The 18,233-nt window shown below is 61.4% G+C and carries 21 protein-coding genes; 16 read left to right on the top strand and 5 right to left on the bottom strand.

Translation table 11 applies throughout. The features are described from left to right. The first annotated feature begins 9 nt into the window (after nucleotides 1–9). From rpmA to F2982_RS09760, 3 genes are all read left to right on the top strand, one after another. The gene (rpmA, locus tag F2982_RS09770; RefSeq protein WP_112718171.1) at nucleotides 10–279 is read left to right on the top strand and encodes a 50S ribosomal protein L27; all 270 of its coding nucleotides are present in this window, start codon (nucleotides 10–12) and stop codon (nucleotides 277–279) included. 124 nt (nucleotides 280–403) lie between these two features. Then, nucleotides 404–1,060, top strand: a complete 657-nt coding sequence (locus F2982_RS09765) for a GNAT family protein (RefSeq protein WP_112718169.1) — start codon at nucleotides 404–406, stop codon at nucleotides 1,058–1,060. 35 nt (nucleotides 1,061–1,095) lie between these two features. After that, the gene (locus F2982_RS09760; protein ID WP_203430045.1) at nucleotides 1,096–1,644 is read left to right on the top strand and encodes a GNAT family N-acetyltransferase; all 549 of its coding nucleotides are present in this window, start codon (nucleotides 1,096–1,098) and stop codon (nucleotides 1,642–1,644) included. A gap of 37 nt (nucleotides 1,645–1,681) precedes the next feature. On the opposite strand, the gene F2982_RS09755 is transcribed toward F2982_RS09760, so the two are convergent. Next, complete coding sequence (locus F2982_RS09755) at nucleotides 1,682–2,545, bottom strand: endonuclease/exonuclease/phosphatase family protein (RefSeq protein WP_203429937.1); 864 nt, start codon at nucleotides 2,543–2,545, stop codon at nucleotides 1,682–1,684. 83 nt (nucleotides 2,546–2,628) lie between these two features. Here F2982_RS09755 and obgE point away from each other — a divergent pair, with 83 nt between their 5' ends. Genes obgE through F2982_RS09735 form a run of 4 tightly spaced genes read left to right on the top strand, consistent with a single transcriptional unit; the run spans nucleotide 2,629 to nucleotide 6,765 of the window. Further along, nucleotides 2,629–3,711: a GTPase ObgE gene (gene obgE, locus F2982_RS09750; RefSeq protein WP_112718165.1), complete on the top strand. Its 1,083-nt coding sequence runs from the start codon at nucleotides 2,629–2,631 to the stop codon at nucleotides 3,709–3,711. Beyond that, nucleotides 3,698–4,867, top strand: coding sequence for a glutamate 5-kinase (gene proB / locus F2982_RS09745; RefSeq protein WP_203429936.1), 1,170 nt, complete (start codon nucleotides 3,698–3,700; stop codon nucleotides 4,865–4,867). The genes obgE and proB overlap by 14 nt, the downstream gene beginning before the upstream one ends. After that, on the top strand, nucleotides 4,860–6,143 hold the full coding sequence (locus F2982_RS09740; RefSeq protein ID WP_203429935.1) for a glutamate-5-semialdehyde dehydrogenase: 1,284 nt from the start codon (nucleotides 4,860–4,862) through the stop codon (nucleotides 6,141–6,143). Before proB ends, F2982_RS09740 begins: the two co-directional genes overlap by 8 nt. 37 nt (nucleotides 6,144–6,180) lie before the next feature. After that, complete coding sequence (locus tag F2982_RS09735) at nucleotides 6,181–6,765, top strand: nicotinate-nucleotide adenylyltransferase (protein ID WP_210341129.1); 585 nt, start codon at nucleotides 6,181–6,183, stop codon at nucleotides 6,763–6,765. 265 nt (nucleotides 6,766–7,030) lie between these two features. Here the strand turns inward: F2982_RS09735 and F2982_RS09730 are convergent, their stop codons facing one another. Beyond that, nucleotides 7,031–7,816: a class I SAM-dependent methyltransferase gene (locus F2982_RS09730; protein WP_130283045.1), complete on the bottom strand. Its 786-nt coding sequence runs from the start codon at nucleotides 7,814–7,816 to the stop codon at nucleotides 7,031–7,033. A gap of 315 nt (nucleotides 7,817–8,131) precedes the next feature. On the opposite strand from F2982_RS09730, the gene modA reads away from it, so the two are divergent. From modA to modC, 3 genes are all read left to right on the top strand, one after another. Continuing rightward, nucleotides 8,132–8,923: a molybdate ABC transporter substrate-binding protein gene (gene modA, locus F2982_RS09725; RefSeq protein ID WP_203429933.1), complete on the top strand. Its 792-nt coding sequence runs from the start codon at nucleotides 8,132–8,134 to the stop codon at nucleotides 8,921–8,923. A 92-nt stretch (nucleotides 8,924–9,015) separates the two neighbouring features. Next, nucleotides 9,016–9,717: a molybdate ABC transporter permease subunit gene (gene modB, locus F2982_RS09720; protein ID WP_203429932.1), complete on the top strand. Its 702-nt coding sequence runs from the start codon at nucleotides 9,016–9,018 to the stop codon at nucleotides 9,715–9,717. Beyond that, nucleotides 9,714–10,781 carry a molybdenum ABC transporter ATP-binding protein gene (gene modC / locus F2982_RS09715; protein ID WP_203429931.1) on the top strand — a complete coding sequence of 356 codons (1,068 nt, stop codon included), beginning with the start codon at nucleotides 9,714–9,716 and terminating at the stop codon, nucleotides 10,779–10,781. Before modB ends, modC begins: the two co-directional genes overlap by 4 nt. Here modC and F2982_RS09710 read toward each other — a convergent pair whose 3' ends face one another. Beyond that, a complete protein-coding gene (locus tag F2982_RS09710; RefSeq protein WP_130283037.1) occupies nucleotides 10,782–11,159 on the bottom strand; it encodes a winged helix-turn-helix domain-containing protein in 378 nt (125 codons plus the stop codon). 199 nt (nucleotides 11,160–11,358) lie between these two features. On the opposite strand from F2982_RS09710, the gene rsfS reads away from it, so the two are divergent. From rsfS to F2982_RS09680, 6 genes are all read left to right on the top strand, one after another. Further along, nucleotides 11,359–11,805, top strand: a complete 447-nt coding sequence (rsfS, locus tag F2982_RS09705; RefSeq protein ID WP_112718147.1) for a ribosome silencing factor — start codon at nucleotides 11,359–11,361, stop codon at nucleotides 11,803–11,805. Between the two features lie 121 nt (nucleotides 11,806–11,926). Beyond that, entirely contained in the window at nucleotides 11,927–12,409 is a 483-nt protein-coding gene (gene rlmH, locus F2982_RS09700) for a 23S rRNA (pseudouridine(1915)-N(3))-methyltransferase RlmH (RefSeq protein WP_130283035.1), read from the top strand. 99 nt (nucleotides 12,410–12,508) lie between these two features. Beyond that, nucleotides 12,509–13,963: a murein hydrolase activator EnvC gene (locus F2982_RS09695; RefSeq protein WP_203429930.1), complete on the top strand. Its 1,455-nt coding sequence runs from the start codon at nucleotides 12,509–12,511 to the stop codon at nucleotides 13,961–13,963. Next, on the top strand, nucleotides 13,953–15,275 hold the full coding sequence (locus F2982_RS09690) for a S41 family peptidase (protein WP_112718143.1): 1,323 nt from the start codon (nucleotides 13,953–13,955) through the stop codon (nucleotides 15,273–15,275). Before F2982_RS09695 ends, F2982_RS09690 begins: the two co-directional genes overlap by 11 nt. A gap of 78 nt (nucleotides 15,276–15,353) precedes the next feature. Continuing rightward, nucleotides 15,354–16,556: a divergent polysaccharide deacetylase family protein gene (locus F2982_RS09685; RefSeq protein ID WP_130283033.1), complete on the top strand. Its 1,203-nt coding sequence runs from the start codon at nucleotides 15,354–15,356 to the stop codon at nucleotides 16,554–16,556. A 9-nt stretch (nucleotides 16,557–16,565) separates the two neighbouring features. Then, nucleotides 16,566–17,099, top strand: coding sequence for an RNA pyrophosphohydrolase (locus tag F2982_RS09680; protein WP_130283031.1), 534 nt, complete (start codon nucleotides 16,566–16,568; stop codon nucleotides 17,097–17,099). A gap of 206 nt (nucleotides 17,100–17,305) precedes the next feature. Here F2982_RS09680 and bfr read toward each other — a convergent pair whose 3' ends face one another. Both bfr and F2982_RS09670 read right to left on the bottom strand, forming a co-directional pair. Continuing rightward, nucleotides 17,306–17,797: a bacterioferritin gene (gene bfr, locus F2982_RS09675; RefSeq protein ID WP_130283029.1), complete on the bottom strand. Its 492-nt coding sequence runs from the start codon at nucleotides 17,795–17,797 to the stop codon at nucleotides 17,306–17,308. Next, entirely contained in the window at nucleotides 17,763–18,161 is a 399-nt protein-coding gene (locus F2982_RS09670) for a (2Fe-2S)-binding protein (protein ID WP_112718135.1), read from the bottom strand. The genes bfr and F2982_RS09670 overlap by 35 nt, the downstream gene beginning before the upstream one ends. Nucleotides 18,162–18,233 lie beyond the last annotated feature (72 nt).

The raw sequence follows: 18,233 nt of genomic DNA, 5'->3' as shown, positions 1-18,233 counted from the left end.
AGAAATCCAATGGCACACAAAAAAGCTGGCGGTTCGTCGCGCAACGGTCGCGACTCTCAGTCTAAGCGCCTTGGCGTGAAGAAGTTCGGCGGCGAAGCCGTCATCGCAGGCAACATTATCGTGCGTCAGCGCGGTACGCAGTGGCATCCGGGCGCCAATGTCGGCCTCGGCAAGGATCACACCATTTTTGCGCTTACGGCAGGCAATGTGGACTACCGAACGAAGGCCAATGGTCGCGTGTACGTATCTGTAATGCCGAAAGCCGAAGCAGCGGAATAAGCCGGTAGCGCTTTAAAACAGCCGGCGTCTCATCGACCCGGCTGAGCGTATCAGGTTCAGTCCAGAAAACAGGGGAGATGGGGCGCCATCTCCCCTTTTTCTTTGTCCATAAGGAGGACTGAACATGCAAGGCGAACTGATCAGGGTCGACCAATCACGGTCAACCCGGGAAGACCAGAGGTCTCCCAAGGAACGGCTGAGGCCGGAGCGGTTAAGGACTGATTGCCCTGTCTTGTTATCGGAACGGCTCGTCATGCGCGCGCCGCACGAGGAAGACATTGACGCCCTTTCCCATCTCGCCAACAACGCCAAAGTCGCCACAATGGTATCGCGCATGCCGCACCCGTATACCGCCAATGATGCCGCTGACTTCGTGCGTCGCACGAAGAATGGCGAGATCGGCAAGTGCGTCTATGCGATTACCAAAGCTGAAAACGGCGCGTTTATCGGTTGCTGCGGTGTCGAGCCGCATGCCGATGGCCGCACCGTCGAGATCGGCTACTGGCTCGGCGAACCCTTTTGGGGTCAAGGCTACACGACGGAAGCGTGCCACGCGCTGGTCGACATGGTTTTCCGCACGCGGGAAAACATCGACCAGATCGATGCCCGTTGCCGGGTGATGAACATCGCCTCGCGGCGGGTCATCCAGAAGTGCGGCTTCCAGTTCCAGGGATCCGGCCTTGCCGCATCGCTGGCGCTCGGATCCAACGTGCCCGTCGAATGGTACCGGCTGGACCGGAAGACCTGGATGTCGCTGAGAAGCTGGGGGGCTCTGTCATGAGTGCTGCCCTGCTCGACCGGCCGAAGGTCCAACCGATGACGCCGGGGCCCGCCCCGGTTATCGGCACGGCAAGACTGTCGCTCCGCCCTCACCGGCTGAGCGATGCCGATGCCATGGCGGAAACGCTGTCCGACTTTGCCGTGACGCGCATGCTTTCGCGCGTCCCGGCACCCTATCACCGGCAGGATGCTCTGGACTGGCTGGTTCCGGTCACTTCAGGCGCCCTGCCGGGCTGGAACCTGGCGATCACCAACGGTGACGATGCCCATATCGGCATGGTTTCCGTCGAGCTTCGTCATGGCCGCTGGCACCTCGGCTACTGGCTGAACCGCTACTACTGGCGGCGCGGCTACATGAGCGAGGCTGTCGAAGCCGTTCTGGAGCGGTTCTCGCGGCGGATGCCCGACATGCCTGTTCATTCCGGCGTGTTTGCCGACAATCCGGCATCGCTCCGGCTGCAGGAAAAGCTCGGCTTCCGCATGACCGGCTGCTCGGAGATCTACAGTTTCGCCCGCAACACCATGGTGGCGCATGTCGAAACCGTTCTCCAGCCCGGCGCGCTGCAAGTCGCCCGGGCCGCCTGAAACATGAAGGAAACGCCGCGGTTGCGCCGCGGCGTTTCTAGATTTCGATCTCGGCCCAGATGGGGAAATGATCGGAACCGACAGACTCCGTATCGATATGGGCGCCTCTCAGGCTTCCTGCCAATCCGCCGCTGACGAAACAATAATCGAGATGCATGCGCTTTCCGTGATCTCCAGGATCCATCCAGCTATAGCTTCCCGGATGATAGCCATCGAGCGCCGCAAGCGCATCGACCGGCGTGCCGACGCGCGGGGTGCGGCCATAGTATCCGTCCCTGGCACCGGCGAAAGCACAATATTCCGGCGATTCCGGCACCATGTTGAAATCGCCCATGACGACGTAATCCTCCGGCAGAGGCAGCTCCTCCAGACCGATCTCCGCCGCTCCACTGACAGACCCGCCTTCAAGGCGGAACGCATTGATCCGCTCGTTGAGATGGCGGATCTGGGCAATGCGCTCGTCGACCCAGACATGGTCGAGATGCACGGAATAGACGCGCAGCGGCCGGCCGGGAATATCGATCAACGCCTCGGTCGCGCCTCGCTGCAGGTTGAGCTTGGAGACCGTGCGGCTGCGCGGCAACAGGATCGTTCGCGTCGACAGGATCGGAAAACGCGACAGGATCATGTTGCCGAACTGGAAGCGCGTGCCACGCGGCGGAAAGCCGCCCTCGCCGTCCGCAACATGCAGATCGCACGGCGCGCCATAGACCCAGAAATAGTCGGGAAAGAAGGCCGCCAGATCGGCCGGCATGTCGGCAAAATCGTTCTTCTCGTAGCCTCGGGTCACCTCCTGCAGGGCGATGACGTCAGCACGCTCGAGGCTCTCCGCAATGCGTCCCAGGTCGTAAATCCCATCAAGACCGAAGCCGTACTGTATGTTATAGCTCGCAAACTTCACGATATTCTTTGACCTCCGCATGAACCGCCTATATCGAAAGCGGCGAATGGGGCGCGTTAATAGCCACCGGTACTGGAAGTAAAATGAAATTTCTCGACGAAGCAAAGGTCTATATCAAGTCTGGAGACGGTGGCGCGGGCAGCGTCTCGTTCCGGCGCGAGAAGTTCATTGAGTTCGGCGGCCCCGATGGCGGCGATGGCGGACGCGGTGGCGATGTCTGGGCCGAAGCGGTCAACGGGCTCAATACCCTGATCGACTTCCGCTATCAGCAGCACTTCAAGGCGCAGATCGGCACGCACGGCATGGGCCGCAACCGGACCGGCGCCAATGGCGGCGACGTCACGCTCAAGGTGCCGGTCGGCACGCAGATTTTCGAAGAAGACCGCGAAACACTGATCTGCGATCTCACCGAGGAAGGTCAGCGCTTCCGCATCGCAGCCGGCGGCAACGGCGGCTTCGGCAATGCGCATTTCAAGTCTTCGACCAACCAGGCGCCCGATTGGGCCAATCCCGGCCTTGAGGGCGAGGAAAAGACCATCTGGATGCGGCTGAAGCTGATTGCTGACGCCGGTCTCGTCGGTATGCCGAATGCCGGCAAGTCCACCTTCCTGGCCTCGGTCACCCGCGCCCGCCCGAAGATCGCCAACTATCCCTTCACCACGCTGCATCCGAACCTCGGCGTTGCGACCGTGGACGGCCAGGAATTCATTCTCGCCGATATCCCGGGCCTTATCGAGGGCGCCCACGAAGGCGTCGGCATCGGTGACCGCTTCCTCGGCCATGTCGAGCGCACTCGCGTTCTTCTGCATCTTGTTTCCGCGCAGGAAGAGAAGGTCGGCAAAGCCTACAAGACCGTCCGCCACGAGCTCGAAGCCTATGGTGAGGAACTCGGCGAAAAGGTCGAGATCGTCGCGCTGTCGCAGATCGACGTGCTTGACGACGAAACGCTGAAGAAGAAGACCAAGGAACTTGCCAAGGCCTGCGGCCGCACCCCGTTCCAGATTTCGGCAGCGACCGGCAAGGGCATGACCGAGGTGCTGCGTGCTTTGCGCGAGATCATCACCGAGGCCAATGCCGGCTCGTCTGAAAAGATCGCCAAGACGCCGAAGCTTCGTCACCGCGATATGGCATCCGATGAAGAAGGCGAAGTGGATGACAACGCGTAAGCCGCTCGACCGCTATCGCCGCATCGTCATCAAGATCGGCTCTGCACTGCTCGTCGATCGCAAGACGGGCCTGAAGAAGGCTTGGCTCGATGCCATGTGCGCCGACATCGCAGCGCTGAAGGCCAAGGGCGCCGATGTTCTCGTGGTTTCCTCCGGTGCTATCGCCCTCGGCCGCTCGGTTCTCGATCTTCCCTCCGGCGCCCTGAAGCTGGAAGAAAGCCAGGCTGCCGCCGCCGTCGGCCAGATTTCGCTGGCGCGCGCCTGGTCGGAAAGCCTGTCGCGCGACGAAATCGTCGCCGGGCAGATCCTGCTGACACTCGGCGATACCGAAGAGCGCCGCCGCTATCTCAACGCCCGCGCCACCATCAACCAGCTCTTGAAGATCGGCGCCGTGCCGATCATCAACGAAAATGACACGGTTGCCACCAGCGAAATCCGCTATGGCGACAATGATCGCCTGGCCGCACGCGTCGCGACAATGACCGGCGCCGACCTGCTGATCCTGCTCTCGGATATCGACGGCCTCTATACCGCCCCGCCGCATCTCGACCCGGATGCGAAATTCCTTGAGACGATCGCCGAAATCACACCCGAGATCGAAGCCATGGCCGGTGGCGCCGCCTCCGAGCTGTCGCGCGGGGGCATGCGCACCAAGATCGACGCCGGCAAGATTGCGACGACCTCCGGCTGCGCCATGATCATTGCTTCCGGCAAGACGGATAGCCCGCTATCGGCCATCGCCAATGGCGCCCGCTCTTCCTGGTTTGCACCGTCTGGAACGCCCGTGACCGCCCGCAAGACCTGGATTGCCGGTCAGCTGCAGCCAGCCGGCGAGCTCCATATCGACGAGGGCGCGATGACGGCGCTCGGCGCCGGCAAGAGCCTGCTTCCCGCAGGCGTGCGCAAGATCAACGGCGTCTTCAGCCGCGGCGACACGGTTGCGATCATCGGCCCCTCGGGCCGCGAGATTGCCCGTGGTCTTGCGAGCTACGACGCCGACGAGGCCCGCCAGATCGCCGGCCGCAAATCTGCGGAGATCGAGAAGATTCTCGGTTATCCCGGCCGTGCCGCGATGATCCACCGTGACGACATGGTGATGACGGCGCAGATAAGTTCGAAATCGGAAAGGCAGAGGAAGGACGCAAGCTATGCTTGATACCGTTGTGCAGGGCCCTGACATTGATGTGCTGATGAACGACATCGGCCGCAAGGCAAAGGCTGCAGCACGACCGTTGGGCTTTGCCTCCACCGAAAGCAAGAACAAGGCGCTGAACGCCATGGCCGATGCGATCCTGCGCAACAAGGCCCATATCCTCGCCGAAAACGCCAAGGACCTGAAGGATGTCGAAGGTGGCAGCCTGCTGGCTTCCTTCGTCGACCGCCTGACGCTGAACGACAAGCGCGTCGCCGAAATGGCCGAGGGCATCCGCACGATTGCCGAACTCAAGGATCCGGTCGGCGAAGTCATCGCCGCCTGGGACCGGCCGAATGGCCTGAAGATCCAGCGCACCCGCACGCCGCTCGGCGTCATCGGCGTTATCTTCGAAAGCCGCCCGAACGTGACGGCAGATGCCGGCGCGCTGTGCCTGAAGGCCGGCAATGCGGTAATCCTGCGCTGCGGCTCGGATTCGCGCCGTTCCTCGCAGGCGATCCATGCCTGCCTGGTCGAGGGCTTGAAGGAAGCCGGTCTGCCCGAGCATGCGATCCAGCTGGTTCCGGTGACCGACCGTGCGGCGGTCGGTGCCATGCTGCGCGGCCTCGAAGGCGCAATCGACGTCATCGTGCCGCGTGGCGGCAAGAGCCTTGTCGCCCGCGTACAGAACGAAGCCCGCGTCCCGGTCTTCGCCCATCTCGAAGGCCTCTGCCATATCTATGTCGACAAGTCTGCCGATCTCGGCATGGCCAAGGACATCATTGTCAACGCCAAGATGCGCCGCACCGGCGTCTGCGGCGCTGTCGAGACGCTGCTGGTCGACCGCGCCGTCGCTGAAACGCATATGAAACCGCTTCTCGATGGACTTGCGGCCGCCGGCTGCGAAATCCGTGGCTCTGCCGATGTCCTCAAGGCCGCTCCGGGCATCAAGCCTGCGACCGAGGAAGACTGGTCGACGGAGTATCTCGATGCCGTCATTTCGGTTGCACTCGTCGATGGTATCTCGGGCGCGATCAAGCACATCCAGACCTATTCGTCGAACCACACCGAAGCCGTGATCGCCGAGGATCCTGCCGTCGTCGAGCGCTTCTTCACCGAGATCGACTCGGCCATCCTGCTGCATAACGCCTCGACCCAATTCGCCGATGGCGGTGAGTTCGGCATGGGGGCGGAAATCGGCATCGCCACCGGCAAGATGCATGCCCGCGGCCCAGTCGGCGTCGAACAGCTCACCTCCTTCAAATACCGCGTTCGCGGTACCGGACAGACGCGGCCCTGACGTGATCCCAGAAGAGATCGACCGGCGCTATCTTCGCATGCCGCACACCGAGCGCGGCATGGTCGTCGGTCTTTTCGGCGGGTCGTTCAACCCGCCGCACCAGGGCCACGCACTGGTGGCCGAGATCGCTATCCGCCGCCTGGGTCTCGATCAACTCTGGTGGATGGTGACACCCGGCAATCCGCTGAAGAGCCGCAATCATCTGGCGCCGCTCGCCGAGCGCATCGCGCTCAGCGAGGCAATCGCCACCGATCCGCATATCAAGGTGACGGCCTTCGAGCAGTCGATCGGCATCAGCTACACGGCCAATACGCTGGCACGGGTCAAGGCGCGCAATCCGCATGTCCATTTCGTCTGGATCATGGGCGCCGACAGCTTGGAAACCTTCCACAAATGGCAGAAGTGGCAGGATATCGCCCGAACCTTCCCGATCGCCGTGATCGACCGGCCCGGCTCGACGCTCTCCTATCTCTCTTCGAAAATGGCCAAGACCTTCGCCTTTGCGCGTATCGATGAGGATGACGCAAGGGCGCTCTGGAAGAAGCCGGCGCCCGCTTGGACCTTCATCCACGGACCGCGCTCTGCCTTGAGCTCGACAGCAATCCGCAAGGCTGCCGAATAAACGAATTCTGGAAGTGTGGAGAAATGAAAAGCCCGACGGGGGAGGATCCGTCGGGCTTCATAAACTTGATCGACAACTGGGAGGAGGAGTGTTGCCGATCCATATCGAACGGCCTGGGAGGAGGAGTGGCCGTTTCGATAAGCATGTTTTACCATAATCGATCGAAACGTGAAGATCACATATCGCATTGCAGCAATGCATCATGCGCAAAGCTGGGCTAAATACTTCGCATGATGATGCTGCTTTTTGCGGCAATCCGAACGGGCTATCGGTAGACTCGTTCCGAAAAGGCGCTCATTCCTGACCGGATCATCAATTCATAGACCATTCGCCTGCTGATTGGATTGTGGAGCCTTGCAACTTTGGACCCCAGGAATTCCGTTTCGACATGGTCGAAGGCAGTCAGGTCCGGCGCCTTGGCGATGACATCGTAATAGAGCTGATGGTGGTCGCGGCGGCAGACATAGGTCTTGTACTTCGTCATGCAGAAGGCCGAGAACTCCGAGCCATTCTCGCGCAGAAAGTCGGCGACCCCGACTGTGACCTCCGGCCACGCCGGATTGAAGGTGTCGTCGAACGCGATCACGCCATGCGGCGCCAGGCAATCTTTCGCCAACTGGCTGTCGGCCACGACATGCGGCAGCATATGCCCGCCATCGATGCTAAAGAATCGGATTTCGCCCGCCTTGGCCCTGATCTCGTCGGCCGAAAGCCGGGTGCTATCGCCCTTGATGACCAACTCCTCATCGACAGCAAGTCCAAGACGCCGACCACTATCTAGGAAACGGCCATATTGCGGCGAGGCGCCGTCATCGGTCTGGCCGAGGTCGAAGAGATCGATCGCCACGACCTTCTGCTCCGGACCGCAGATTTTACGGAAGAGGTAATATGAGCGCCCGTAGAACACGCCGATCTCGGCAATGCCGCCGGCAAGGCTCTTGCTATTTTGACTTTGCAACAACGAGAGGAACACCAGTGCATCCGGGGGATCAATGTATCCCTCGATCGTCTGCAAGTCATGAAAGATGAATTTCCGTGTCGTCGAGTTCATCAAAACTGTTGATCCTCTATGCCTGTTAATTCCATAGCGATTCCTGCATATTTCTACCGTCATTAAACAGCAGATAAAACAGTTTCGGCAAGATCAACCCGCAGATGACTCTATTTTACTTTGTTCTCCAAGGGATTCCGGCAGAATAGATACAATCATCGCGAGAAAAATGTCGCGGTTGCTTCGTCATTTGTGGCAATACTTGGGCACATAATCTATAGCTCTTCCGCAATATGTCCTGCCAAATATATCGCTAGCAAAGCAGCAGCAGATCGATATATTCCCTTCGATATTTCGAACTGGGGAGTGAATGACATGCAAAACCGCCGCCATTGGATGAAACTGGCTATTGCCGCGATTTCGGCAGGCTTTATCGGCCTCGGCACCCTACCGCAGCCGGCCGCAGCCGCCGAGAAGGTCACCGTTTTCGCCGCAGCCAGCCTCAAGGATGCTCTCGACGCCGCCAATGCGGCCTGGGCAAAGGAGAGCGGCAAGGACGCCGTCGTTTCCTACGCAGCAAGTGGCGCGCTGGCAAAGCAGATCGAGAATGCCGCACCGGCTGATGTCTTCATCTCCGCCGACCTCAACTGGATGGACTATGTCGCCGGCAAGAAGCTGATCAAGGACGACACGCGCTCCAACCTGCTCGGCAACCGCCTGGTTCTGGTTGCCGCCAAGGACAAGGCCAAGCCTGTCGACATCAAGCAGGGCTTCGATCTCGCCGGCCTGATCGGCGACGGCAAGCTTGCCATGGGCGAGCCGAAGTCGGTCCCGGCAGGCAAATATGGCCAGACCGCGCTCGACAAGCTCGGCATCTGGAAGGCCGTGGAGCCGAAGGCAGCCTTTGCCGAAAGCGTCCGCGCCGCGCTGGCCCTCGTTTCCCGCGGCGAAGCGCCTTACGGCATCGTCTACCAGACCGACGCAGCCGCCGATAAGGGCGTCGCGATCGTCGGCACCTTCCCGGCCGATTCTCATCCGCCGATCATCTACCCGGTCGCGCTTCTCGCAGAGAGCAAGAATGCCGATGCGACTGCCTATCTCGATTTCCTGAAGTCCGACAAAGCAGCTCCGTTCTTCACGGCGCAAGGCTTCACGATCCTGAAGTGATCGAACTGAAATGATTGCGGAATTTCATTCTGCAGCTTAGCGTGAAGGCTCGCACATCAGCGAGCCTTCTATCTTTTTGGAGAACAGCGATCTTGGATGCCCTTGGCCTCAGCGCCGAAGAGTGGACCGCCATCATGCTGAGCCTTCGCGTCTCCGCCGTGGCGATGGTGGCAAGCCTGCCATTCGGCATTGGCGCCGCCCTGCTGCTCGCTCGCGGACGCTTCTATGGCAAGTCGCTGCTGAACGGCATCATCCATTTGCCGCTTATTCTTCCCCCTGTCGTCACCGGCTTCCTTCTGCTCATCCTGTTTGGCCGCCGCGGGCCAATCGGCAGCCTGCTTGACCAGTATCTCGGCATCGTCTTCTCCTTCCGCTGGACGGGCGCGGCGCTTGCCTGTGCCGTCATGGGCTTTCCGCTGATGGTCCGCAGCATCCGCCTGTCGATCGAGGCCGTCGACCGCAAGCTCGAGGAAGCCGCGGGAACGCTGGGCGCCAGCCCCCTCTGGGTCTTCCTCACCGTCACCCTGCCGCTGACGCTTCCGGGCATCATCGCCGGCATGATCCTCTCCTTCGCAAAAGCGATGGGCGAATTCGGCGCGACCATCACCTTCGTCTCCAACATTCCGGGCGAGACGCAGACGCTGTCTGCCGCGATCTACACATTCACCCAGGTACCGGGTGGCGATGCCGGCGCCTTCAGGCTGACGATGGTCGCAGTCGTCATTTCGATGGCAGCCCTGCTGGCCTCCGAATTCATGGCCTATCTTGCCGGCCGGAGGATCGATCCGGAATGACGCTGACCGTCGAAGCCAGACATCGCCTCGGGTCCTTTCGCCTCGACGGCGCCTTTACGTCCGAAAGTGGCGTCACCGCCTTGTTCGGCCGCTCCGGCTCGGGCAAGACCTCGATGATCCGCATCATCGCCGGATTGACCCGGCCCGAAGAGGGCAGGGTTCTGCTCGACGGCGAGCCGCTGACGGATACCGCGAAAGGCATCTTCGTCCCCCGCCATCGCCGCCGCTTCGGCTACGTCTTCCAGGAAGCGCGGCTCTTTCCGCATCTGAGCGTCCGTAGCAACCTGACCTACGGCCGATGGTTCGCACCGAAGACGGGCGGGGCCAGCGATTTCGACCGGGTCATCGACATGCTCGGCATCGAACCACTTCTTGGCCGCAGCCCGGCCAAACTTTCCGGCGGCGAAAGACAGCGCGTTGCCATCGGCCGGGCCCTGCTTTCGTCCCCGCGCCTGCTATTGATGGATGAGCCGCTGGCCGCGCTCGACGACGCGCGCAAGGCCGAAATCCTGCCCTATCTCGAACGGCTGCGTGACGAGACGCAGATCCCGATCGTCTATGTCAGCCATTCCATCGCCGAAGTGGCACGCCTCGCAAGTCAGGTCGTCGTCATGCGCGACGGCAGGGTGGACGCGATCGGCAGTGCCGTCGATGTCTTGAGCAAGCCATCGACGGAAGAGGGGCGGCGCGAGGCCGGCGCATTGCTGGAAGGAACGGTCGAAAGCGTCGATACCATCCACCGGCTCGCCACCGTGGCGCTGAAAACCGCGCAGCTGCAGCTCCCCGGAACAGCGGTCCAATCCGGCAAGCGCGTGCGCATCTTGATCCCGGCCCGTGACGTGATGCTCGCGACCCAAAAGCCGGAGGGCCTCAGCGCCCTCAACATCCTCGAAGGCAGCATCCGCGATCTGGCGCCGGCCGACGACGGAACGGTCGAGATCCAGGTGGATTGCGGTGGCGATATCGTGCTGTCGCGCATCACTGCGCTCTCTGTCGAGAGACTGGCATTGGCGCCGGGCAAGCCCGTCTACGCCATCATAAAGACGGTGGCGCTGCAGCCGTAATCAGCGCTGTCCGCCATCGGCAGGGCTGCGGTTGTCTTCGAGCCAGGCGAGCTCGCTGGCAAGGGTCGTGCGCACTGTCGCTTCCATCCGGCGGAAGCAGGCGAGCAGCTCCTCGCCGAACGGCGTCAGCGCCGCACCGCCACCCTTCTGGCCACCCCGCTGCGATTCGACGACCGGCTGCTTGAACATCCGGTTCATGTCGCTGACCAGCAGCCAGGCGCGGCGATAGGACATGTCCATCGCCCTGCCCGCCGCCGAAATCGATCCTGTTTCGCGAATATGCTCGAGAAGCTCCATCTTGCCGCGGCCGAGGCGATCCTCGTGCGGGAAGCTGATACGGAGCACCGGAATGAGATTGTTCTTGGCGAGCTCGGGCATGTAATCCGCATTTTCTAAAACAATGGCGGCACTTTACGCCGGGCCTTTGCCGCTGTACACCGCCGCCATCGACTGCGGCCTGTCATAATTGTTGATCGCCAGCGCAAGTCTTCGCGCGACGAAACCGGGCCTGTGTCTTGAAAGATTAATGGTTTGATGCCTATCTTAACTATGATTTGGAAGATCCAAATCAGTTGATGTGCATGTCTGTTATTCCAGGAAAGGGAAAGCACTGACAACAGTACACGCCAAGGGAAGAACGCTCGCCGTTATCCCGAAGAGCCCGGAACGTGGCGCCGATGCCGCTGCCCGCGCCCTGCAAGCCGTCCTCGCCAGCCTCGAGGACTCGAAAGCTGAAGATATCGCCACCATCGACATTGCTGGGAAATCTGCGCTGGGCGACTACATGGTCGTGGTCTCCGGGCGATCGAACCGCCATGTCATGGCGATTGCCGACCACCTTCTCTCCGACCTGAAGGACGACGGCTTCGGTGCCGCTCGTGTCGAAGGACAGGAAGGTGGCGATTGGATCCTGATCGATACCGGCGATATCATCGTGCACGTTTTCCGCCCCGAAATCCGCGAGTTCTACAACATCGAAAAGATGTGGGCCGCTCCGGATATGGACGAAGAAACGCGCCACTAACAGGCACCCGGCCTTCATCCGGCGCCTGACATGCGGCATGCAGCAAGGCCGGAAACAATGGACACCGGCCTCAGTAGGCCGGTTTTGCGTTCTTAAAGGGCGCTGAACAGGAGCGGATGATATGCGCATAGGCCTTTTTGCCGTGGGGCGGCTCAAATCCGGCCCGGAGAAGGATCTTGCGGCCCGCTATTTCGACCGCTTCGCCAAGGCTGGCCCGGCGGTAGGCCTCGAATTTTCCCGTGTTGCCGAAGTCGCCGAAAGCCGCGCCTCCAATGCCGAGACCCGCAAGCGCGAGGAAGCGGCAATGCTGCTGAAGACGCTTCCGGATGGCGGCATCCTCATCCTGCTCGACGAGCGCGGCAAGGCCCTCGACAGCGAGGCTTTCGCAAGCACGCTCGGCACCTATCGCGACAACGGAAAGCGCGACCTGACGATCGCGATCGGCGGCGCCGACGGGCTCGATCCCGCTCTCTACGACCGCGCCGACATGACGCTCTGCCTCGGCAAGATGACATGGCCGCACCAGATCGTCCGCACTCTGATCGCCGAACAGCTCTACCGCGCCGTGACCATCCTCTCCGGCCATCCCTACCACCGGGTCTGAGCCTCACGCAGCCGTGTATTCCGCCGCTGCGATCTTTCTGGTCAAAGCTGCCAAATCAGCTTAGTCTCCGCGCGATTTTGAGAGTTGCCCCGAACACGCATGACACGACGCGCCCGCAAGCGAACGAGCCTGATTTTGCCTCTTCTTGCGGCGGGTCTTACCGCGGCAGCCGTGCCTTCCCTCTTGCCGCTTCCATCGAAAGCGCAGGATGCACCCGCTCAGAGCGGTGACGAGGCCACACCTGCGCCTGCCGCACCACCGACAACGCCTCAAGCCGCAGAAGCACCGCCGCCGGATCCGGCCGCAGAGCTCGCCAAGAAGCGTGACGAGACCCGCGCCGAGCTCGATGCTCTCTCGAAGACGATCAATCTTTCGTCAGACAAAGTGAACGAGCTTGAGAAGAGCATCGCCGATCTCGACAAGAGCAGCACGACCATTCGTCAGGCGCTGATCGATTCCGCTACCCGCCGCAAGACGCTGGAAAAGCAGATCCTCGACAGCGAGAAGAAGCTCGCCGATCTCGGCGTCAAGGAAGACGGCATTCGCCGCTCGCTGCATGATCGCCGCGGCCTGCTCGCCGAGGTGCTGGCAGCACTGCAGCGCATGGGCCGCAACCCGCCGCCGGCGCTTCTGGTAACCCCCGATGACGCACTCGCATCCGTCCGCAGCGCCATTCTGCTCGGCGCTGTCGTGCCGGGAATGCGCAAGGAAACCGATAAGTTAGCTGCTGACCTGACCAATCTCGCCGCCTTGCAGGCAGCCAGCACCAAGGAACGCGCCGACCTGACGGCGACGATGACCAACGGCATCGAGGAAGAGCGGCGCATGGACCTGCTGCTCGCCGAAAACGACAAGCTGAGCCGCAGCAACGCCGCCGAGCTGGAGGCCGAAAAGAAGCATTCCGAAGAGCTGGCCGGCCAGGCGACGACGCTCGAAGGCCTCGTCGCATCGATGGAATCGGAAATCTCTTCCGTGCGCGACGCCGCCGAGGCGGCCCGTCGTGAAGAGGAAAATCGCAAGCTTCTGACCGATGAACAAAGGGCCCAGGCGAAGGCCCTGGCAGACAGCGGTGTGCCCGATAAAAACCGCATTGCGCCCGCATATCCGTTCGGAGAATTGAAGGCGAAGCTGGAGCTGCCCGTGGCGGGCGATATTCTGCGTCAGTTCGGCGATGCAGACGGCACCGGGCACGAGGCCATGGGCATGACGCTGGCGACCAACCCGGCATCGGTGGTCACCGCACCGGCGGACGGACTGGTGGTTTATGCCGGCGCCTTCCGCAGCTATGGCCAGATGATCATTCTTGATACGGGCGACGGTTACCACCTGGTTCTATCGGGGATGGACACCATCAGCACCCGCCAGGGCAAGTTCGTTTTTGCCGGTGAACCGCTTGCGGCGATGGGCGCAAAAAGAGTGGCAAGCGCGACAGCATTGGCGCTGGAAACAAACCTTCCAACGCTTTACATTGAATTTCGAAAAGACGGTAAACCGGTCGATTCCCGGCCGTGGTGGACCGCCAAAGACACTGGAAAGGCACGCAATGATTCGTAGGGCTTCTCTTGTTCTGGTCGGCGCATTGATGGGTGCGACCGCGATGAGCGTCATCTATTCGGCAGGCGTGCCCGCCGAGGCGGCGGGAGCATCCACCTACAAGGAGCTCTCGGTATTCGGTGATGTTTTCGAACGTGTGCGCGCCCAGTACGTGACGCCACCGGACGAGAACAAGCTCGTCGAAAATGCCATCAACGGCATGCTTTCCTCCCTCGACCCGCATTCGAGCTACATGAATGCCAAGGACGCCGAGGACATGAGCACCCAGACCAAGGGTGAATTCGGCGGTCTCGGCATCGAAGTCACCATGGAAGACGAGCTCGTCAAGGTCATCACCCCGATTGACGACACTCCGGCAGCCAAGGCCGGTGTTCTCGCAGGCGACTACATCTCCGAAATCGACGGCCAGTCGGTCCGCGGCCTGAAGCTGGAAGACGCCGTTGAGAAGATGCGCGGCGCCATCAACACGCCGATCAAGCTGACGCTTATCCGCAAGGGAGCCGACAAGCCGATCGAACTGACGATCGTCCGTGACGTCGTGGCCGTACAGGCCGTGAAGTCTCGCGTCGAGGACGATGTTGGCTACCTGCGCGTCATCTCCTTCACCGAGAAGACCTATCCGGATCTCGAAAAGGCAATCACCAAGATCAAGGCAACCGTTCCGGCCGACAAGCTGAAGGGCTACGTCCTCGACCTGCGCCTCAATCCGGGCGGTTTGCTCGACCAGGCGATCAAGGTTTCCGACGCGTTGCTGGAGCGCGGCGAAGTGGTCTCCACCCGCGGCCGCAACCCGGATGAAACCCGCCGCTGGAACGCCGGCCCGGGTGACCTGACCGACGGCAAGCCGGTGATCGTGCTGATCAACGGCGGCTCGGCTTCCGCTTCGGAAATCGTCGCAGGCGCTCTGCAGGATCTGCGCCGCGCAACGGTGCTCGGCACCCGCTCGTTCGGCAAGGGCTCGGTCCAGACGATCATCCCGCTCGGAGAAAACGGCGCCCTGCGCCTGACGACAGCGCTCTATTACACGCCTTCGGGCCGCTCGATCCAGGGCACCGGCATCACGCCTGACATCAAGGTCGACGAGCCGCTTCCGGACGATCTGAAGGGCAAGATGGTGACCGAGGGCGAATCCAGCCTGCGCGGCCACATCAAGGGCCAGAGCGAGACGGACGAAGGCTCCGGCTCTGTTGCCTACGTCCCGCCGGATCCGAAGGACGACGTCCAGCTCAACTATGCGCTGGACCTGCTCCGCGGCAAGAAGACCGATCCGGCCTTCCCGCCGAACCCGGAAAAGGCGGTTTCCGCAAAGTAATTTCGAGATTGCATCAGGCCGGAGTAACATCCGGCCTGATGATTCTGACTGTTTCCCGGTTTGGGGCGGGCGAGGAAATTGGGAACGGATTTGCATGCACCGCTTGGCCAGAAGCGTAAATCTGGCCCGAGGAGGCCAGGCATCCTGCGCATCGGCCGGGTCGCCGCCAGCCTTTGCCTGATCGCCATCGGCGGCTTCTCGCTTTACACAGCAATGCGCGACGACGGCCTGCAGAAGCAGCCCGCACCGCCGGTCGTCGGTACAGGCTCTTCCGGCGTGCCGACGGATACCGCCCAGACGCCCCCCGCACCAGACAAGCAGCCTGCCAGCGGCATGACACGCTCCGATCCCCATTCAGGCGCCAATGTCGAAACGATGGTGACGGGCGACGGCTCTGTCGTCACCAAATACAGTCCGCGCCCGCGCGACGGCAATGGTCCGGCGTTGGTCGACGCGACGCAGATCGGCCAGGATCCGCGCATGGCGGCGATGCCGAACGACAAGCTGCTGGAAGACTCTCCCTTCGGACGTCTGCCGATCGTCGGTCCTGATGGACGCCGCCCGATGGACCAGTACGCACGCCCGTGGTCCGGCGCCCGCGGCACGCGCATCGCCATCGTCGTCAGCGGCCTTGGCCTCAGCCAGACGGGTACGCAGCGCGCCATCAAGGAACTGCCGGAAGAGATCACCTTTGCCTTCGCCGCCAGCGGCAACAGCCTGCAACGCTGGATGCAGGAGGCCCGCCGCGGCGGCCACGAAATCCTGATGCAGGTGCCGCTGGAGCCCTTCGATTATCCGGCAAACGATCCAGGCCCTGAAACGCTGCTGACCTCGAAACCGCCGGCCAAGAATATCGAGAACCTACACAAGGCGATGGGCGAGATCACCAACTACACCGGCGTCATGAACTATCTCGGCGGCCGCTTCCTGTCGAACCCCGACGCTATGGAGCCGGTGATGCGCGATATCGGCAAGCGCGGGCTGCTCTTCCTCGACGACGGCTCCTCGGCACAGTCGAAGACCGAGGCTGTCGCCAAGGGCACCGAGCTGCCCTATGCCTTCGCCGACCTGCAGCTGGACAACCAGCTCGACGTCAACGCCATCATGCAGAAGCTCGACGAGCTGGAACGGATCGCCAAGCGCAACGGCCAGGCGATCGGCGTCGCCTCGGCTTTCGACGAGAGCATTGACGCCATCTCCAAGTGGAGCGAAGAAGCGGCGATGCGCGGCATCGAGATCGTCGGAGTCGCCGCACTCGCAAACGACCCGCAAAAGCCCTGAGGAGATGCAATGACCAAGGCGCCTGTAAAGGCTGAAGACCTGCCCTACCGCCCCTGCGTGGGCGTGATGATCTTGAACCGCGAAGGACTGGTTTGGGCCGGCCGCCGCATCCCGGTCGGCAATTCCGAATATGATGGCTCGCCGCAGCTTTGGCAGATGCCGCAGGGCGGCATCGACAAGGGCGAGGACCCGCTGGAGGCTGCCTATCGCGAGCTCTACGAAGAGACCGGCATGAAAACCGTCTCGCTGCTCGCGGAGGCGAGCGACTGGATCAATTACGACCTGCCGCCGCAGCTGATCGGCATCGGCCTGAAAGGTAAGTTCCGCGGCCAGACCCAACGCTGGTTCGCCTTCCGCTTCGAAGGCAACGAAAACGAGATCGCCATCAACCCGCCACCCGGTGGCCACGAGCCCGAATTCGACGCTTGGGAATGGAAGCCGATGGCCGAGCTGCCCGGCCTCATCGTGCCATTCAAGCGCGCCGTCTACGACCAGGTTGTCGCCGAGTTCTCGCATCTCGCCGGGCTGAAGGCGGCGGACTGAGACGGCAAGCGGATCGCCACGTTCAAGATCGTCGATCAGCTTTGTGGGCAGGGTAGTCACAGAGCCAGAGACCAAACTACCGGCGAAACCGCTGCCGTATTGCCTCAGCGGTATGTCTCCATAAGAGACGCGGTCTAAGACGGCGGCGGATGAGCACCCAAAGCAGGATATGAAAACGGCCGCTTTCGCGGCCATTTTGTTTGATCCTAGTGACCTTCCGCCTCGTTGGCGGGATCGGCATTCAGCTGGCCATACTTGGCTTCGCCGATCTTCTCCAGCAGCTCGAGCTGCGTTTCCAGGAAGTCGATATGGCCTTCCTCGTCCATCAGCAGCTCTTCGAACAGCTTCATGGACACGTAGTCGCCGGCATCGTGACAGATATCGCGGGATTTCTTGTAGGCCGTGCGGGCGTCATACTCGCCGGCAAGATCAGCTTCCAGCACTTCCTTGACGTTCTGGCCGATGCGCAGTGGCGCCAGCGTCTGCAGGTTCGGATGGCCTTCAAGGAAGATGATGCGGGCGACGAGACGGTCGGCGTGGTGCATCTCTTCGATGGATTCGGCGCGTTCCTTCTTCGCAAGCTTGGTGTAGCCCCAATCTTCGAGAAGGCGGTAGTGGACCCAGTATTGGTTGACTGCACCGAGTTCGAGGAACAGCGCCTCGTTAAGCCGCTCGATGACTTTTTTGTCGCCTTTCAATGTCCGCTCTCCTGTTTTCCTCATGGAATTCTTTTAGGCGGGACATGAAATCAAATATTTCGGCTTCCGTCGAGTGGCGACGGGCATGATAGTCTTCGGTAGTCTGGATGATGATGTCGACGACGTTGGGGAAGCAACCACAGCAACGGCCGCGCTTCTCCATGGCATGGTAGACCTTCGCAGGAACGATCAGCTGCCAACAGTCTTCGTCGAGAAGGCTGTTGATAACCTCACGGATTTCCTTGTCGGTTATGTAGTTGCAGCTGCAGACCAGCACGTCATCATTCCAAACATGACATTCACTATCGTGTTTTCTGCTAAAGAAGATGGTGAGTGTCAAGAAAAAATCCAGATGAAAAAACATCACCAGATGCCCGGGACGCTCACATCAAGGTGAGCACCCTGCACGGCGAAAATCTATCGATCTGATCTTGCT

This window comes from Rhizobium sp. BG4, from assembly GCF_016864575.1.
Classification (GTDB): domain Bacteria; phylum Pseudomonadota; class Alphaproteobacteria; order Rhizobiales; family Rhizobiaceae; genus Rhizobium.
The sequence above is the reverse complement of the archived record's forward strand: the minus strand, read 5'-3'. Positions and strand labels throughout refer to the sequence as shown.

Bases quoted from the DNA above. Each gene is read 5' to 3' on its own strand.
- F2982_RS09730 (WP_130283045.1), bottom strand. From the start codon at position 7,816: ATGAACTCGACGACACGGAAATTCATCTTTCATGACTTGCAGACGATC.
- rlmH (WP_130283035.1), top strand. From the start codon at position 11,927: ATGCGCATAGGCCTTTTTGCCGTGGGGCGGCTCAAATCCGGCCCGGAG.
- F2982_RS09710 (WP_130283037.1), bottom strand. From the start codon at position 11,159: ATGCCCGAGCTCGCCAAGAACAATCTCATTCCGGTGCTCCGTATCAGC.
- F2982_RS09670 (WP_112718135.1), bottom strand. From the start codon at position 18,161: ATGTTTTTTCATCTGGATTTTTTCTTGACACTCACCATCTTCTTTAGC.
- modC (WP_203429931.1), top strand. From the start codon at position 9,714: ATGACGCTGACCGTCGAAGCCAGACATCGCCTCGGGTCCTTTCGCCTC.
- F2982_RS09765 (WP_112718169.1), top strand. From the start codon at position 404: ATGCAAGGCGAACTGATCAGGGTCGACCAATCACGGTCAACCCGGGAA.
- F2982_RS09735 (WP_210341129.1), top strand. From the start codon at position 6,181: ATGCCGCACACCGAGCGCGGCATGGTCGTCGGTCTTTTCGGCGGGTCG.
- proB (WP_203429936.1), top strand. From the start codon at position 3,698: ATGACAACGCGTAAGCCGCTCGACCGCTATCGCCGCATCGTCATCAAG.
- F2982_RS09740 (WP_203429935.1), top strand. From the start codon at position 4,860: ATGCTTGATACCGTTGTGCAGGGCCCTGACATTGATGTGCTGATGAAC.
- F2982_RS09695 (WP_203429930.1), top strand. From the start codon at position 12,509: ATGACACGACGCGCCCGCAAGCGAACGAGCCTGATTTTGCCTCTTCTT.
- F2982_RS09760 (WP_203430045.1), top strand. From the start codon at position 1,096: ATGACGCCGGGGCCCGCCCCGGTTATCGGCACGGCAAGACTGTCGCTC.
- rpmA (WP_112718171.1), top strand. From the start codon at position 10: ATGGCACACAAAAAAGCTGGCGGTTCGTCGCGCAACGGTCGCGACTCT.
- modA (WP_203429933.1), top strand. From the start codon at position 8,132: ATGCAAAACCGCCGCCATTGGATGAAACTGGCTATTGCCGCGATTTCG.
- obgE (WP_112718165.1), top strand. From the start codon at position 2,629: ATGAAATTTCTCGACGAAGCAAAGGTCTATATCAAGTCTGGAGACGGT.
- F2982_RS09690 (WP_112718143.1), top strand. From the start codon at position 13,953: ATGATTCGTAGGGCTTCTCTTGTTCTGGTCGGCGCATTGATGGGTGCG.
- F2982_RS09680 (WP_130283031.1), top strand. From the start codon at position 16,566: ATGACCAAGGCGCCTGTAAAGGCTGAAGACCTGCCCTACCGCCCCTGC.